14 protein-coding genes are annotated in these 15,564 nt (G+C 67.7%); 1 reads left to right on the top strand and 13 read right to left on the bottom strand.

Annotation, left to right across the window (positions count from 1 at the left end; translation table 11 throughout):
- Positions 1 to 69 precede the first annotated feature (69 nt).
- The 3 genes from ROZ37_RS04170 to ROZ37_RS04160 form a co-directional block, all read right to left on the bottom strand.
- Complete coding sequence (locus tag ROZ37_RS04170) at positions 70 to 1,311, bottom strand: phage integrase central domain-containing protein (RefSeq protein WP_312657749.1); 1,242 nt, start codon at positions 1,309 to 1,311, stop codon at positions 70 to 72.
- A 456-nt stretch (positions 1,312 to 1,767) separates the two neighbouring features.
- Positions 1,768 to 2,103, bottom strand: a complete 336-nt coding sequence (locus ROZ37_RS04165) for a hypothetical protein (protein ID WP_312657747.1) — start codon at positions 2,101 to 2,103, stop codon at positions 1,768 to 1,770.
- A gap of 55 nt (positions 2,104 to 2,158) precedes the next feature.
- Positions 2,159 to 3,175, bottom strand: a complete 1,017-nt coding sequence (locus ROZ37_RS04160; RefSeq protein ID WP_312657746.1) for an RNA methyltransferase — start codon at positions 3,173 to 3,175, stop codon at positions 2,159 to 2,161.
- Between the two features lie 120 nt (positions 3,176 to 3,295).
- Here ROZ37_RS04160 and ROZ37_RS04155 point away from each other — a divergent pair, with 120 nt between their 5' ends.
- The gene (locus tag ROZ37_RS04155) at positions 3,296 to 3,736 is read left to right on the top strand and encodes a nucleoside deaminase (protein ID WP_312657745.1); all 441 of its coding nucleotides are present in this window, start codon (positions 3,296 to 3,298) and stop codon (positions 3,734 to 3,736) included.
- A 158-nt stretch (positions 3,737 to 3,894) separates the two neighbouring features.
- Here the strand turns inward: ROZ37_RS04155 and ROZ37_RS04150 are convergent, their stop codons facing one another.
- From ROZ37_RS04150 to ROZ37_RS04105, 10 genes are all read right to left on the bottom strand, one after another.
- Complete coding sequence (locus tag ROZ37_RS04150; RefSeq protein ID WP_312657744.1) at positions 3,895 to 5,046, bottom strand: ABC transporter substrate-binding protein; 1,152 nt, start codon at positions 5,044 to 5,046, stop codon at positions 3,895 to 3,897.
- A gap of 155 nt (positions 5,047 to 5,201) precedes the next feature.
- Entirely contained in the window at positions 5,202 to 5,930 is a 729-nt protein-coding gene (locus ROZ37_RS04145) for an SDR family oxidoreductase (RefSeq protein ID WP_312657743.1), read from the bottom strand.
- Positions 5,931 to 5,979: 49 nt separating this feature from the next.
- On the bottom strand, positions 5,980 to 6,765 hold the full coding sequence (locus ROZ37_RS04140) for a cyclase family protein (RefSeq protein WP_312657742.1): 786 nt from the start codon (positions 6,763 to 6,765) through the stop codon (positions 5,980 to 5,982).
- A 184-nt stretch (positions 6,766 to 6,949) separates the two neighbouring features.
- Positions 6,950 to 8,194 carry an SDR family NAD(P)-dependent oxidoreductase gene (locus ROZ37_RS04135; RefSeq protein WP_312657741.1) on the bottom strand — a complete coding sequence of 415 codons (1,245 nt, stop codon included), beginning with the start codon at positions 8,192 to 8,194 and terminating at the stop codon, positions 6,950 to 6,952.
- Positions 8,191 to 9,363, bottom strand: a complete 1,173-nt coding sequence (locus ROZ37_RS04130) for a thiolase family protein (protein WP_312657739.1) — start codon at positions 9,361 to 9,363, stop codon at positions 8,191 to 8,193. Before ROZ37_RS04130 ends, ROZ37_RS04135 begins: the two co-directional genes overlap by 4 nt.
- Positions 9,360 to 10,994, bottom strand: a complete 1,635-nt coding sequence (locus ROZ37_RS04125; RefSeq protein WP_312657737.1) for an AMP-binding protein — start codon at positions 10,992 to 10,994, stop codon at positions 9,360 to 9,362. Before ROZ37_RS04125 ends, ROZ37_RS04130 begins: the two co-directional genes overlap by 4 nt.
- A 14-nt stretch (positions 10,995 to 11,008) precedes the next feature.
- Positions 11,009 to 11,491 (bottom strand): aromatic-ring-hydroxylating dioxygenase subunit beta, encoded by a 483-nt coding sequence (locus ROZ37_RS04120; RefSeq protein ID WP_312657736.1) that lies wholly within the window; start codon positions 11,489 to 11,491, stop codon positions 11,009 to 11,011.
- Between the two features lie 10 nt (positions 11,492 to 11,501).
- Positions 11,502 to 12,815 (bottom strand): aromatic ring-hydroxylating dioxygenase subunit alpha, encoded by a 1,314-nt coding sequence (locus ROZ37_RS04115; protein WP_312657734.1) that lies wholly within the window; start codon positions 12,813 to 12,815, stop codon positions 11,502 to 11,504.
- Positions 12,816 to 12,853: 38 nt separating this feature from the next.
- Positions 12,854 to 13,843: a PDR/VanB family oxidoreductase gene (locus ROZ37_RS04110; RefSeq protein WP_312657733.1), complete on the bottom strand. Its 990-nt coding sequence runs from the start codon at positions 13,841 to 13,843 to the stop codon at positions 12,854 to 12,856.
- A 109-nt stretch (positions 13,844 to 13,952) separates the two neighbouring features.
- Positions 13,953 to 15,554, bottom strand: a complete 1,602-nt coding sequence (locus ROZ37_RS04105) for an indolepyruvate oxidoreductase subunit beta family protein (RefSeq protein WP_312657732.1) — start codon at positions 15,552 to 15,554, stop codon at positions 13,953 to 13,955.
- Between the last annotated feature and the right edge of the window lie 10 nt (positions 15,555 to 15,564).

Genomic DNA, 15,564 nt, shown 5'->3' with positions numbered 1-15,564 from the left:
TCCATTTCACGTTGCGGATAGGGCCGGCGGATGTTGCACCATCCGTCGGCCCGCTTTGCGTGATACCCGTCACGCGGCGGAATTGCTCCTCATCGGGACGACTTCTCCCTCGGGCCGCTGCTTCGCGCAGAACCGCGACCACGTATCCATCATTCGCCTGCGCTTTTCGAGCAGATCGCCGCGCTGGTAAGCCCGTTCGGACTCGTCGCCGACGAGGTGGGCGAGGGCCTTCTCGCATATCTCGCGAGGAAAACCCGTTGTTTCGGCCGCCCAGTCGCGGAAGCACGAACGGAATCCATGCACCGTGAGATCCCCCCGGCCCATTCGGTCGAGCAGCGCGAGCATTGCCATATTGCTTAGCGGCTTCCCTTCCTTTAGGCCGGGGAAGATGTAGCCGTCCTTGGTTCGAAGCGGGTCGACTTCATCCAAGATCTTGAGGGCTCGGGCGCACAACGGCACCCGGTGTTCAGCGCCCATCTTCATGCGCTCGCCCGGAACGATCCACAGCTTCGACTCGCGGTCGATCTCGCTCCAGGTCGCGCCAATCACCTCCCCGGTACGGCAGGCGGTCAGGATCGTGAATTCGAGGGCTTTGGCCGCAATGCCAGCTTCCTTCCGGAGTTCAGCCATGAAAGCGCCGATCTGCTGATACGGCAGGGCGGCATGATGCGTCACCTTGGAGATCTTGTTCGGCTTTGCGAGCGAGTGCTCGAGGTGGCCCTTCCACTGCGCCGGGTTCTCTCCCGTGCGATAGCCCCGCGTTTTCGCCCAATCGAGCACCTTCTCGATGCGTCCGCGCAGCCGCGTCGCCGTCTCGGTCTTGGAACTCCAAATCGGCTCCAGACACTTCAGCACCAACCCGGTATCGACGTCGGCGACAGAAACCGTTCCGATATGCGGGCTCGCATAGGTGGCGAGGGTGTTCTCCCACTGGTCCCGATGCTTCGGGTTTTTCCAGCCGCTCGCCTGCCCCTCGATGTACTGTTTCGCGCACTCGTCGAACGTCAGGTGCTTGGCCGCCTCGAGCTCACGCCCGCGGCGCTCGGCGTCGCGTATGTCGATCGGGTCATCGCCGCGCAGCAAGACTTTGCGCTGCCGCACGGCCAATTCTCGGGCCTCGGCGAGCGTCACCGTGTGCAAAGGGCCCAGGCCCATCTCTCTGGCGCGCCCGTGGCGGGTGTATTTGAAAATCCAGCTCTTGCTGCCGGACGGCGAAATCTGAAGGTACAAGCCGCCGCCATCGCTGAGGTAGCCCGGCTTCTTGGCCTTGCTCACCGTAAGCGCTTTCAGCTTTTCAATTTCACGCCCCATGGTTTCTCCGCCTAACCTGCTACCCTATTTCCTACCCCCAAACCATGGTGCCATTTAACGACGCGGAATGCAACGGAGTGATACTTACTTTCCCTGAATAAACAGGCAAATATCTGAATTAACGATGGTTTATGATATTGACTGATTCTATGTGAAAGGCGAGTTTAGATCCCTCACTCTCCGCCAACCAGTAGTTAAAAAAGCCCTTGAGTTTTCAAGGGCTTTTTTGTTTTTTGTGGCGGCCGCGCATCTTGCGGGATGCCTGTGCTGCCATTGATTGCCGTCGTCGGCGTAATTCGTTCCGCGGTGGTTGTCTCACGGCGGCGGCAAGAAGATGACGAGCGGCCCACTGCCCGGCGTGCTCGACGTTGCTGCCGCGATGTTCGTCGCGGTGCTCGGCTTTGCGCTGCCCGCGCTCGAGTGCTCGTCATCCCGGGTGCTAACCACTCCCGAACTTCAGCCGCGATTCGGGTCGTCGCGCACCTCGCGCAGGACCTCGCCTTCGATGACGATGCCGCTGCCGCTTTGGCGCTGCGGACCCCGCTGATGTGCCTGCGCCTGCGCCTGCCGCATCGCTTTGCGCAGGTCGCGCGTCTTCCACCACACGTAGGCGCCGATGACGAGGGCGATGGCTGCGACGACTGCGAAGAACATCACCGAGAACGCGAGTGAGACACCGAAGACGATGACCGCGACGACTGCCGCGCCGAACTTCTGCAGCGGGCCCATCGGTTTTCCGGCGTTGCGGTTCAGGTTGTCGTAGAGCGCGTCGAGATGCGGGGGACGGTGCATGTTCATTCCTGTTGTGACTAGGGTGTCATTGGTTGACCACGGTCCGCGAAAAAATTCAACACGGACTCGGTTCGATGCTGCGTCCGCGCGCCCGGAGTTGGCCGCAGCCGCCGTCGATGTCTTGCCCGGCCGACTGACGCAACTTCGTCAGCACGCCGCGGGTATTGAGCGTGCGGGCGATCGCCAGCGCACGTTCGTCCGACGGGCGCCGGAACGCGACGCCGTCGACGCTGTTGTACGGGATCATGTTCATCACCGCGTACTTGCCGCGCAGCAGGCGGACGATCGCGTCGAGTTCCGCGTCGTTGTCATTGATGCCTTCGAGCAGCGTCCATTGATACTGGATGGGGTAGCCCGTCGTGCGTGCGAATCGTTCGGCGAGCTCGACGAGCTCTTCCGGATCGATGCGCGGCGCGCGCGGCATCAGTGCGGCACGGAGTTCCGCCCGCGTCGAGTGTAGCGATAGCGCGAGTGCCGGCTTGACCTTGCCTTGCGGCAGGCGCTCGAATACGCGTCGGTCGCCGACGGTCGAAAACACGAGGTTCTTGTGACCGACGCCGCCGATCGTGCTGAGGAACTCGATCGCTTCGAGGACGTTGTCGAGGTTGTGCGACGGTTCGCCCATGCCCATGAACACCACCTTCCTGACCGCGCGTCGTGCGCGCGCGAGGGCGACCTGCGCGATGATCTCGGCGCTGCCCAACTGGCGCAACAACCCGCCGCGCCCGGTCATGCAGAAGGTACAGCCGACGGCGCAGCCGACCTGCGTCGACACACAGAGGCCGTCGCGCGGCAGAAGCACGCTCTCGACCGTCTGGCCGTCGGCGAGCTCGACCAGCAGGCGTTCGGAGTCGTCCGCGGCGCGATGCGCCAGGCGCAGTCGCGCAAGCCCGTGCAGCTCGTCGGTCAGTTGCGGTAGCGCGTCGCGGACTGCGAGCGGAAGATAATCCTCCGGCCGCACGCGTCCGCCGTCCTGCGCGCGCGCCTCCACCCAAAGGCGCAATACATGTTGCGCGTGACAGGGCTTCGCTCCGTATGCGTACAGGCGCTGGCGGATATGTTCGAGGCGCATCGGGGAAGATCCTGCGGGGCGGTTCCGCGTTTGAAGGAGTCAGGAAAGACGTGCATTCTAGTCGTCACCCGGGCGCTTTCGGACACGGGGTTTCGGCCTAGACGCGCGAAGGAGATTCCGATGGATCGATTCCTGAAAGAGGCGATCGCCGAAGCGAGGCAGGGTCTCGCGGAGGGCGGCATTCCGATCGGATCGGTGCTCGTCATCGACGGCGAGATCGTCGGCCGCGGGCACAACCGGCGCATCCAGAACGGCAGTGCGATCCTGCACGCCGAGATGGATTGCCTCGAGAACGCCGGCCGTCTCGCTGCGTCGGATTATCTGCGGGCGACCTTGTACTCCACGTTGTCGCCATGCGACATGTGCAGCGGTGCGGCGCTGCTTTACAAGATTCCGCGCATCGTCGTCGGTGAGAACGTCAATTTTCGCGGGCCGGAGGACTACGTTACCGGCCGGGGCGTCGAGCTGATCGTCGCGAACGATCCCGAATGCGTCGAGATGATGGCACGCTTCATCGCGACGAGGCCCGCGCTGTGGAACGAGGATATCGGCGAACCCTAGCGGAGCGGCGTGTCGGCCGTTGACGCGCTAACGATTCCGCCAGGGACGGGCGCCAAAGCGTGCTCGCTCGACCCTCGGGTGCCGCGGGGCCGTTAGACGCTGCTATCGGCAGGGTGCGAGGGCGAGGCCTTCGCCTCGCTCCCCGCCCCATCGCCCGTTTACTTCGCCAGTGTCCAGCCGCCGTCCTTCACTGCGATCATCACGCGGCCGCGCTCGTCGAAGCCGCTGTGGTCGCCGCTGCTCATGTTGTACACGCCCTGCGTGCCGACGAGCTCTCTCGTCTGCTCGAGGCTGTCGCGCAGTGCGGCGCGGAACTCCTTCGTGCCGGGCTTCGCGGTCTTCGCCGCGAGCGGGATCGCCTGCTGGAGCAGCAGACCCGCGTCATAGACGTTGGCGCCGAAGGTCGCCGGCTTCGAGCCGTGCAGCTTTTCGTAGGCGCCGATGTAGTCGCTCGCGACCTTCTTGGACGGATTGCTGTCGGCGATTTCGGGCAGCACCAGCATCAGGCTCGCGGCGAGCACCGTGCCTTCGATCTTCTTGCCGCCGAGCTTCAGGAAGTCCGGCAGCGCGGCGCCGTGGGTCTGATAGACCCGGCCCTTGTAGCCCTGATCGTGCAGGGTCGTCTGCGGCAGCACCGACGGTCCGCCCGGCGCGGCCACCAGCACCGCGTCGGGACGTGCGGAAAGCAGCTTGAGACTCTGCCCGGTGACCGAGGTGTCGGAACGCTGGAAGCGCTCGTTCGCCGTGACCTTGAGACCGTTCTTCTCCGCGAGCGCCGAGAACACCTTGTGCCAGTTCTCGCCGTACGGGTCGCCGGTGCCGATGAAGCCGACGGTCTTCACGCCGCTCTTGACCATGTGCTCGACGAGCGCGCTGGCGATGATGTCGTCGTTCTGGGTGGTCTTGAAGACCCATTTCTTCTTGTCGTCCATCGGCGTGACGACGGCGGCGGTACCGACCGGGGCCAGCAGCGGGACGCCGGCTTCGGCGACGAACTGGATCACGCCCATCGCGTTCGGTGAGCCGGAGGGCCCGATGATTGCGTCGACGTTCTGCTCGGAGATCAGCTTTTTCACCGCGGTGACCGACGCGGTCGGGTCGCTTGCGTCGTCGAGGGCGATGTATTCGACCGTGAGGTCGCCGATCTTCGTCGGCAGCAGCGGCACGGTGTTCTTCTGCGGAATGCCGACGAGCGCGGTCGGCCCGGTCGCCGACGACACGACGCCGATCTTCACTTGCGCGAGCGCGGACTGCGAGGCGACGGCGAGCGTGGCGAAGGCGACGGCGGCGGGAAGTTTCTTCAGCATCATGGTTCGTCTCCGTGGGTTGGCGCCGTGCGGCGCCTGATTGTTATGGAACTGCTCGACTGCGGGTGGCTGGACTCGGACGGACAGGCAGCATCGGTGTCGTGGCTGCCTGCACGTTCTCCTCCGGGCCGGGGGATTTCTTTCGTCGCCTCCGGTCGTCAGATCGTGAGCGTGCCGACGCTCGCGCCGCCGCAGACGTAGAGCGTCTGGCCGGTGACGAAGCTGTTCTGCGGATCGGCGAAGAACATCACCGCGCGCGTGACGTCATCGGCGCGGCCAATGCGTCCGACCGGGATGTTCGCTGCGAGCCGGTTCTCGCGTTCGCTGCCGGCCGGGACGACGTCGTGGAACATGTCGGTTGCGATCGGGCCCGGCGCGACGACGTTGACCGTGATCCCCTTCGGCGCGAGCTCCAGCGCCCAGGTGCGCGCCATGCCGATCATGCCGGCCTTGGTCGCCGAGTACGCGGTGCGGGTCGCGAGTCCCAACGCGCCGCGCGACGACATCAGCACGACGCGCCCGAAACCGCGCGCCTGCATCCCGGGCAGCGCCGCCTGCATCAGGCTGATCGCCGCGCCGAGGTGGATCTGCGTGAGTCCTTGCAGCTCGTCGAGCGTGACCTCCGGCAAGAGCTTCGGCCAAATGACGCCGGCGTTGTGGATCAGGTGGCTCACCGGAAAGTCGCGCGCGATTTCACGTGCGGCGGCTTCGGTTGCCGCGGCATCGAGCAGGTCGACCTGCACGTTCGTCAGGCGCGGGTGATGCCAGTCGGCCGCGCGGCGCGCGAGCGACACGACGTCGTAGCCGTCGTCGAGCATCCGTCGGCAGATGTCGGCGCCGATCCCGGCGCTGCCGCCGGTGACGATGGCGACCTTTCTTTCGCTCATCGGCTTGTCCTCATGAGTGTTGGCTGAAAGGGCGATCGGGCTTCGCGGTTCAGGCGGTGGGCGCGAGCGCGAGCACGCGCAGCGGGCTGCCCGAACCGTTGCGGATCTTCAGCGGCGCCGCGAAGATCACCGCGCCCTGCGGCGGCAACTGGTCGAGGTTCGTCAGGCACTGCAGGCCGTAGCGGTTGTTGCCGTGCATGAAGTAGTGGCACGGGTAGGGCGGGTTAAGGTGATGCGCCTGGCCGGCGTCGGTGCCGATCGACTCGGTGCCGAAACCGTGGACGTTGCGCTCGCGGATCAGCCACGGCACGACCTCGGCGTCGGGCCCCGGCGAGTGCGCGCCGTCCCCGGCCATGTTCAGGTACTCCTTCGCGCCGCTGCGCTTCGACCAGTCGGTGCGCAGCAGCACCCACGCGCGCTCGGGAATGCGGCCGTGCTGCGCCTCCCACTTCTCGACGAAGTCGATCGTCAGCAGGAAGTCCGGGTTCTGCGCGGCCCCCCTGGAGACGTCGATCACGCACGCGGCGGCGATGAAGTTTTCGACCGGGATCGAGTCGACCGCGTTGTTCGGCTGGTCCTTGCCGGTGACCCAATGCACCGGCGCGTCGAAGTGCGTGCCGGTGTGCTCCGAGCACGAGAAGTTGTTCCAGTACCACGCCGGGCCGCGCTCGTCGTAGCGCGAGATTTCCTCGACGCGGAACGGCCACGCCTGGCCGAACTCGGGCGGCAGCACGATGGTCGGGAATTCCGGCGTCAGGGTCTGCGTGAGGTCGACGAGTCTGACGCGACCCGACAAGAGCTCGGTCATGAACTGCGCGAGGATCGGGGTGCTCACGTTGGGTGTCTCCTTCCTTGGCGGTGGCCTGCCCTTGCGGGTCTATTTGTTTGGTCTATCCGAACGGCAATCAAGTGGAACTTCCCGTTTGCCCCGAGCCTGTCGAAGCCCTACGCCTGCCCTTCGACAAGTTCGGGGCGAACGGTTGGATCTGATCGCCGGTTCAATTGATGCCTTGGCGCCTTCAGCCGCCGAGCTCGCGCTCGACCGCCTTGTGGTTTTCGCGCAGCCGCGCGCGCAATTCCTCGGCGACCTCGCCGACGTAGAGGTCCTCGACGCCTTCCTGCAGCGCGCGGACGATCGCCTTCGCGACGGCGGAAGGTGCGAGCTTCGGCGGCGGGGTCAGCTGCTCCCATTCGTCGTCGATCGGGCCGGGGAAGACGTTCAGCACGCGGATGCCGGACGCGCGGAATTCGGCCCGCAGCGTCTGCGCGAGCGACAGCGCGGCCGCCTTCGACGCCGACCACGCGCCGCGACCCGGCAGCGTCGCGACCGCATGGATCGACAGCACGTTGACCCACGCGACCGCATGGTTGTCGCCGTCGGCGGCGCGAGCGCCCATCGCCGGGCCGAACGCCTGTGCGAGGCGCATCAGGCCGAGCACATTCACGTCGAGCGCGTCGCGTGCGACGCCGACGTCCCGCCGCGTCATCACGCCGCCATCGCGCGGATGATCCGCCGTGTTCACCAGGATCTCGACCTTGCCGCCGACCGACGCCGCGAGGCGGTCGACCGAATCGGTGTCGGTGACGTCGAGTGCGACCGGCTCGATGCGCGGGTCGGACGCGACGAACGCGTCGAACGCGGCGTCGGCTTTCCACGTCGTCGGGTCGCCGACGAACACGGTCGCGGCGCCGGCGTCGAGCAGCGCTTTCGCGAGCGCGCGGCCGAGCGCACAGCGGCCGTCGGTGACGAGCGCACGGCGATGCTTCGGGTCGCAGTGGCTGGCGCGCAGTTGCGGCGAGTCGTTCATGTTCGGGGTGTCCTCCGGAGGCAGCGCGTGCAGCACGGCCTGCCCGCTGCGGTCGAGTCTCAAGGCGAGGCGCACGCGGCCGTCGTCGGCGCAGTCTTCATGCACATGCGCGACGACCGACGGTCCGGCATCCATCCTCACGGTGCCGACGCGCCACGGCAGGCGCTCGCGGAAATAGAGGTCGTTGCTGTGGCGCAAGGTCGTTGTCGCGACGAGGTGCCCGCCGTCGGCGACCGGCCGCCAGTCGAGCCGCTCGGACAGGCAGTCGCCGCAGACTTCGCGCGGCGGGTATTGCACCGCCTCGCAGTCGGCGCAGACCTGCATCTCGAAGCGGCCTTCCGCCGCGGCGCGCGCGAGGCCGAGCGCGGTGCGGCTGCGCGAGGCGGGCGGCAGCGTCGGCAGGCGGGTCCGAGCGACCGGATCCTTTTTCTTCGGTTTGCCGAGCGGCGCAGTCATGGGGTCCCCCGTTCGAGCAGCGCCGCGCCGGAGCACAGGCCGCGGTCGTAGTTGATCATGCCGAAGCCGGACACGAGGCCGACGCGGGCGTCCTTGACCTGCGTGTCGCCGGCGCCGTGCGTCAGCTGGCGCAGCGCCTGCACGAAGCCGAGGTAGCCGCCGGCCGCGCCCGCCTGGCCGACCGACAACTGCCCGCCCGAGGTGTTGAACGGGAAGGAGCCATCGATCGTGAAACGGTGCTCGCGGACGAAGGCCGGCGCTTCGCCTTTGCGGCAGAAGCCGAGGTCCTCGAACTGCAGCATGTTGATGACGGGGTAGTCGTCGTAGGTCTCGACAAAATCGACGTCGGCCGGCGCGAGTCCCGCGTGCTCGTACAGTGCGTCGCGGTCCATCGCCCAGCCGCCGCGGAACTGGATCGGGTCTTCGGGGAACGCGTTGTGGCGCTCGATCGTCGAGCGGATACGCGCGAACGGCAGGCCGAGCGCGGCGGCCCGCTCGTCGCTCATCACGAGGTAGCCTTCGGCGCCGGCGCACGGCATCACGCAGTCGAAGAGGTGGATCGGATCGGTGATCGGCCGCGCGTCGAGGTACTGCGCGAGCGTCAGCGGTTTCTTCATCAGCGCGTGCGGATTGCGCATCGCGTTGTCGCGCTGCGCGACGCACAGCTTGCCGAAGTCCTCGCGGGTCGCGCCGTACTGCTTCATGTAGTAGTCGGTCAGCAGCGCGAAGCTCGCGTTCGGGCCGCCGGCGCCATAGGGGTAGACCGCGTCCTGCGCGAAGCGCGAGAACTGGCTGACGGTGTTGCGGAAGGAGTCGACCTGGTTGGTGTCGCCGGCGATGCACGCGATGACCTCCGCGTCGCCCGCCTGCACCGCGCGCGCCGCCCGGCGCAGCGCGACGACGCCGGACGCGCCGCCCATCGGGATGTGATCGAGCCAGCGCGGCGTCATGCCGAGGTGCTGCATCAGGCCGACCGCGGTGTCCGGGCCGAGCGTGAAGCTCGACACGCAGACGCCGTCGATGTCGGCTTTTGCGATGCCCGCGCCGCGGATCAACCCGGCGAGGGCGCGGCCGAGCCACCAGTGCGCGCTGTGCGTCGAGTAGCGTTCGTACGGCACCGTGACCGGCACCGCGACGGCGACGCCCTCGTAGCTGAGCCGGCGCGTCACTTGGGGATCTCCTGGCGCTTCTTCATCGCGCAGGTGTCGACGCAGTTCTCGCCGCCGACGAGCGTCGGCGCGAGCGCCTTCAGTTCGCCGCGCTGGATCTTGTTCGTCGCCGTCAGCGGCAGGTTGTCGACGAACGCGACGTAGCCCGGCGCCTTGTAGTACGCGAGCTGGCCGAGCGTCCAGTCGACGAGTTTGGCGGCGGCCGCTTGCATCGCTGCGCGGTCCGCGGGTGGCTGCTGGGCGACGATGCAGGCCATCACTTCGTCGCCGCGCACCGGGTCGGGCACCGCGGCGACCGCGACGGCTTTCACGAGCGGGTGCTGCTGCAGCACGCTCTCGACTTCGACCGCGGCGATGTTCTCGCCGCTGCGGCGGATCACGTTCTTCTTGCGGTCGACGAAATGCAGGTGGCCGTCGGCGTCGCGGCGCACGACGTCGCCGGTGTGGAACCAGCCGCCGGCCCAGGCCTCGGCGGTCGCCGCTTCGTCCTTCAGATAGCCGGCGAGGAAACCGTAGCGGGGATCGTCGCCGGTGTGGCGGACGAGCAGTTCGCCGTGCTCCTCGATCGCGGCGTCGCAACCGTCGTCGGCGGCGACGCGCACCTCGACGTCCGGCTCCTCGCGCCCGAAGCAGCTCGTGCCGATCTTCCTCGGCTCGCGGTTCGCGATGATCACCGCGCCCGCGCCGGTTTCGGTCATCGCCCACGCTTCGAGCAGCGGGAAGCCGAAGCGGTCTTCGAAGACGCGGTGCAGGCTACGGTCGACGCCCGCGCCGAAGCCGAAGCGCACCGAATGCGCGCGGTCTTCGGGCGACGGATCGGCCTTCATCAGCATTGCCGGCATCACGCCTAGGTAATGCACGACGGTCGCGCGCGCATCGCGCACGTCCGCCCACCAGCTCCTCGGGTGGAAGCGGTCGAGCGGGATCAGGCAGCCGCCGGTCGTGACCATCGCCATCGCCGAATACGCCATCGCGTTCATATGCACGAGCGGCAGCGGCGTGATCATCCGCTCCTCGCCCGGATACAGGCGCGCGAGCCCGCCGACGTCCGCGTACCAGCGGCCAGCGTGCAGGAAGTAGCGATTCGGCAGGATGCAGCCTTTCGGCCGGCCGGTCGTGCCGGACGTGTAGAGCAGCGCGCATTCGGTCAGCTCGCCGATGGGCGTCCCGGCGAGCGGGGCGGCGAAGGCGGCGGGCGGCGGCGCCTCGCCGTCGGCGACGACGCGGAACGGACGATCGGCGCGATCGGCCGCGGCGACGAGGTCCGCGTGGCGCTCGGGCAGCGCGACCGCGAGCGCGATCTCGGAATGGCCGATCAGGTATTCGAGCTCGGCCGCGCGCAGGTCCGCATTGATCGGCACGACCGACACGCCGAGCGCGTTCAGCGCGAACCAGTGCAGGAAGAACGCCGGGCGGTTTTCGAGCAGCAGCCCGACGCGGTGGCCGTGACCATAGCCGGCCGCGGCGTAGGCGTCGCGCAGCGCGGCGATCCTCGCATCCGCGTCGCGATAGCTGAGCTCGCCCGCCTCGATGCCGTAGATCGCCGCGGTTTCCGGCAGCACACACAGGAAGGGCCGGTCGGCCCAGCGCGCGGCCGAGTCGGTGAAGAGCTGATGGACGGTGTCGCTCACGTCGTCGTCCCCGCTCACATGAAGAGCTGGATGTTCGCGAACGCGGCGTCGCAGTTCACCAGGTCGACGCGCTTCAGGCGGATCTTCAGCGCATCGCCGTCGGCGACGAGGTGGTGCGTCGTCCAGCCGGCGTACAGCGTCTGACGGTCCTGGCGCGTCTCGACGTAATGGAACGCGGTGCGCACGACATGCGCGCCCGCCAGGTCCGACGATTCGATCGTCGGCGCCTGCAGCAGGTGGTGGCAGCGGCTCTTCGGCTGCTGCGAGAAGGTGCGCTGGCCGGCGAGGCGTTCGACGCGCACGCGCAGCAGGAGCTTGTCCTCGTACATCAGCGAAGTCTGCAGCTTCGGGTCGGTCTGCCCGTGCGAGAGCGGCATCCAGTAGTAGCCGTCGTCGGCGAAGAGGTTCAGCCAGTCTTCGAAGCGCTGCTCGTCGAGCATGCGCGCTTCGGCGTAGACGAAGTCGGTCAGGGTCTTGTGCGTGATGTCGATCGTCATTGTCCTGGCCTCACATGCTCTCGGTCATGAAGCGCGCCCACGCGCGGAACTGGTTGCGCATCTGCCACTCGTTCGTGCCGTTGGTCGCGACGTTCTTCTGGTCCTTCTCGGCGGGGTCGAACAGCCGCGCGACGTTGATCCAGTCGCGCCCGCGCGACTGCAGCGCTTCCTGCGCCCGCTCGTACATCTCGAGGTCGTCGTGGCCGACGACGGAGGTCGGAGCGTTGATCAGCCGGTTGTACATCAGCGTGCGTTCGAGCAGCAGGTCGGGCGCGCCGACGAGGCGGAAGGTCCAGGATTCGACGAGCGTCTTGTTCGCCGAAATCGGCTTGAAGAGGCGCAGCGTCTGGATCGGTCCCTTGATCATGATGTTCGGGAAATACACGGTGTTGTGCCGCGTGTCGCCGAGGATCTCTTTCGCGCGCTCCTCGCCGTAGGCGGCGACCATCTGCTCCCAGTAGCCGGGCGCCGGCGTATACGCCGCGTGGATCGAGTCGGCGACGCCGGTGTGGCCGTGGCCGTTGTCCCACACGCGGATGCCCATGTTCTCGAAGAACTCGTACGAGGACACGAAGGGCGCGAAGAGCTCGACCGCCATCGGCTTCGGCGTGCCTTCGGGCGCTTCCTTCCAGACCTTCACCGCGGTGCCGGCCGACGACTCGTGCGCGACCATCGGGTGACAGGTGTCGGTCTGGTTGTCGACGAGCATCTTCCAGTTGCAGTCGTGCATGTAGCGCAGCACGCCGCCGGCGACTTCGAGCCGGCCTTCGGGCGAGCGCTCGACCATGTTGTCGATCGTCGACAGCGACTCGCCGAAGAAGTCCTCGAACGAGATGCCGTCCGGGTTGAGGCGGCAGAACACGAAGTCGCGGTAGACGTGCACGTTGTCGACCGCGGCCATGCCGTGCTTCGCCTCGCACGAGTCGAAGCCGGTGTTCTCGTAGCCTTTCTTCAGCGGCACCGCGAGCAGCGCGCCGTCGGTCTTGAACGTCCACGCGTGGTACGGGCAGCGGAAGAACTTGCCGGTGTTGCCGCAGGTCTCGCCGGCGACCTTCACGCCCTTGTGCGGGCAGCGGTTGTAGAGCACGCGGATGGAATCGTCGGTGTGGCGGACCATTACGACCGGCTCGGTGCCGACGGTCGTCGTGTAGAAGTCGCCCTTGTTCGGCACCTGGCTCGCGTGGCCGACATAGACCCAGGTGTTCGCGAAGAGATGTTCCATCTCGAGCTCGAACAGCTCCTGGTCGATGTAGGTGTCCTTATGCACTTCGAGGTCGCGCACGAGCGCGCGCACCGCATCGGGGTTCTCTCTGTAGCGGTCCATCCTGGTCTCCTCCTGCGAGTTTTCTCGTCTGTGGTTTTTTAGAGATCGAGCACCAGGCGCGGCGTCTTCGCGCGCGAGATGCAGATCTGGATCAGCTTGCCTTCGGCCTTCTCCGAGTCCGTCAGGAAATAGTCGCGGTGATCCGGCACGCCTTCGAGCACCGTCGCCGAGCACACGCCGCATTCGCCGCGCTTGCAGTCGATCATCGGGTCGCAGCCGGCTTCTTCCATCACTTCGGCGATCGTCTTGTCGGCGGGCACCGTCAGCACGCGGCCGGACTGGCGCAGCTCGAGTTCGAACGGCCGGTCGCCCGCGACCGGCGCGGCGGTCGCGAAGAGCTCGAAATGCACGCTCTCGGCCGGCCAGCCGCGCGTCTTCGCGCCGACGATCGTCGCGTCGATCATGCCTTTCGGACCGCAGACATAGAGGTGCGGGAACGCGCCGCGCGCGGGCTTCAGCGCATCGAGCAGCGCGGCGAGGTCGAGCCGCGTCGCGTCGTCGTCGTCCGCATGCAGCACGAGCGCGTCGCCGGCGAGCGCCGACAGCTCATCGACGAACGCGAGCTGGTCGCGGCTGCGGCCGCTGTAATGCAGCACGAACGGGCGGCCGGCTGCCTTCAGCGCCGCCGCCATGGATGCGATTGGCGTGATGCCGATGCCGCCGGCGAGCAGCACCACCGGAGCCTCGCCCGGAGCCGCGTCGTGCAGCGGGAAATCATTCTTCGGCCCCGTGACAGTGACGCGGTCGCCGGCTTTCAGCGCGTGCATGAAGCGCGAGCCACCGCGGCTCGCATCTTCGATGCGTACGCCGAGGTGGTAACGTGTCGGCTGGTCGAGCGCGGCGGCGTCGGGTGCGAGCTCGATCAGCGAGTAGCAGCGCGCGTCGGGGAGGCCGGGGACGGCGACCTGCAGATGCGCGCCGGCGGTGAAGGCAGGCAGGGCAGCGCCGTCGGGCGCGGCGAGCTCGAACGCGCGGATCAGCGGCGTGGGCGTCGTGACGGAGCGGACTTCGAGTTCGAAGGTGCGCATGGTGATCGTTCCTCACAACTGTTCGCCCTGAGCCTGTCGAAGGGCAGTGCCAGGGCTTCGACAAGCTCAGCCCGAACGGTATTGGGTTGATTTCCGGTTCAACAATCCATCAGGCCGCGACACGGGGTCCGCCGACTTTCTGTGGCGCGGCCGCGCCCAAAGGTCCCGCGCGGGCTTGCAGGAGCTGGGCGAGCTGCGCGTCGAGCGCCTTGCCTTCCTCGTCGGCGAGCGCGGCTTCGCGCAGGCGGCGCAGCGTCGTGGCGGCGTCGGGCTGGCCGAGCAGGCGGTCGGCGGCGCTCATCAGACGCGCGAAGCGCTTGTCGCCGCGGTCATGCGTGCCGCTGTAGCCCTTGATCAGCCGGCGGCAGTTCAGCACCTCGACGCCGAGTGCGTAGTCGGCGCCTGCGATGCGCGTCGCGCGTTCGAGCCAGTCGCGCATATGCGCGGTTTCGAGCTCGTGGCGCAGCGTGCTGCGGCGAAAGCGCCGCATGCCGGCGACGCCGTACAGCGCGAGGAACCATGTCAGCGTTCCCGTCTTCACGCGCCGGCCCTTTTCGACGCGGCGGCGGATCAAGCCGCCGACCGACTTCGAGTTCTCGAGCCAGCGGCCGAGCGCGGCGGGCAGCGTGCCGCAGATTTCTTCGAGGCGCGGGTGCATGAACTCGGTCGTATAGACGAGCTGGTCGGCCTTCGCGCCGACTTCCGTGCGCACACGCTCGAAGCGGCTGCCGCGGGTCTTCAGGTCGGCGACGCGGATCACGTCGTCGTAGCTCATCGCGACCGCGACGTAGCGCGCGGCGGCCTGCGTCAGCGCCCAGTCGCGCGCGTCGCCGCCGGTCTTCGCGTCGAGCTCGCGGATGCGCTGTAGCGTGCGCAGGTATTCCTCGGCGTACGCGGCGTCCTGGTAGTCGATCAGCCGCCGCACGCCGGCGACGAGTAGCGGCTGCGCGCCTTTCGGGAAGCGCCGGACGAGGTCGAGCAGCCCCTGCACGCGCGGGTGCGCGGCGTGGGCGGGCACGGCCGGCAGCGCGCGCGACGTGTCGATCGAATCCGGCTCGGCCGGAGCCGAAGCCGCGGCATCGAAACCGAGCGCGAACGCACGCAGGCTCGCGTCGACGCCGACCCCGCCGTGGCGGATCGTCGCCTCGAACGCGTCGCGGCCGAACGGCAGCGCGCCCGACCCGGCGATCGCACCGAAAAGGCTCGCGGAGATCACGCTGCCGGCGCGCTCTGCGAGCTGCTGCAGGTCGAAGCACAGCAGGCGTTTCGCGGCTTCGCGGCCGGCGTCGATGACCTTGTTCGGATCGGCGATGCCGTTGCCGGGCGCGGCCTTCTCGGCGACCGCGTAGCTGCGGTGCGTCGAGGTGATCAGCGTCGTGCGGTCCGGCGTCACCAGGCCGCGCTGCATCGCGCGCCCGGCCTCCATCAGCTCGGCGGCGACGACGAGGTCGACGTCGCCCGGGTTCGGCATCATCGCGAGCGCCGGTGGACGGCCGGCGGCCTGAGCCGCAGCCTCGGGCAGCAGCTCGAGATAGTAGATCGTCGCGCCGGTGCGCTGCGCGACGCCCGGAACGGACGTCGTCTGCGCCCACCAGCCGGCGGCTTCGGCCATCTCGACGATCCAGTCGGCGAGCACGCCGCCGCCCTGTCCGCCCATCGCGAGGATCGCGATCTTGATCGGGGTGCCCGGGTGAAGAACGATTCGGCTCATGTCGGATTCC

Origin of the sequence: Aromatoleum sp. (assembly GCF_032027225.1) — a bacterium.
Classification (GTDB): domain Bacteria; phylum Pseudomonadota; class Gammaproteobacteria; order Burkholderiales; family Rhodocyclaceae; genus Aromatoleum.
The sequence above is the reverse complement of the archived record's forward strand: the minus strand, read 5'-3'. Positions and strand labels throughout refer to the sequence as shown.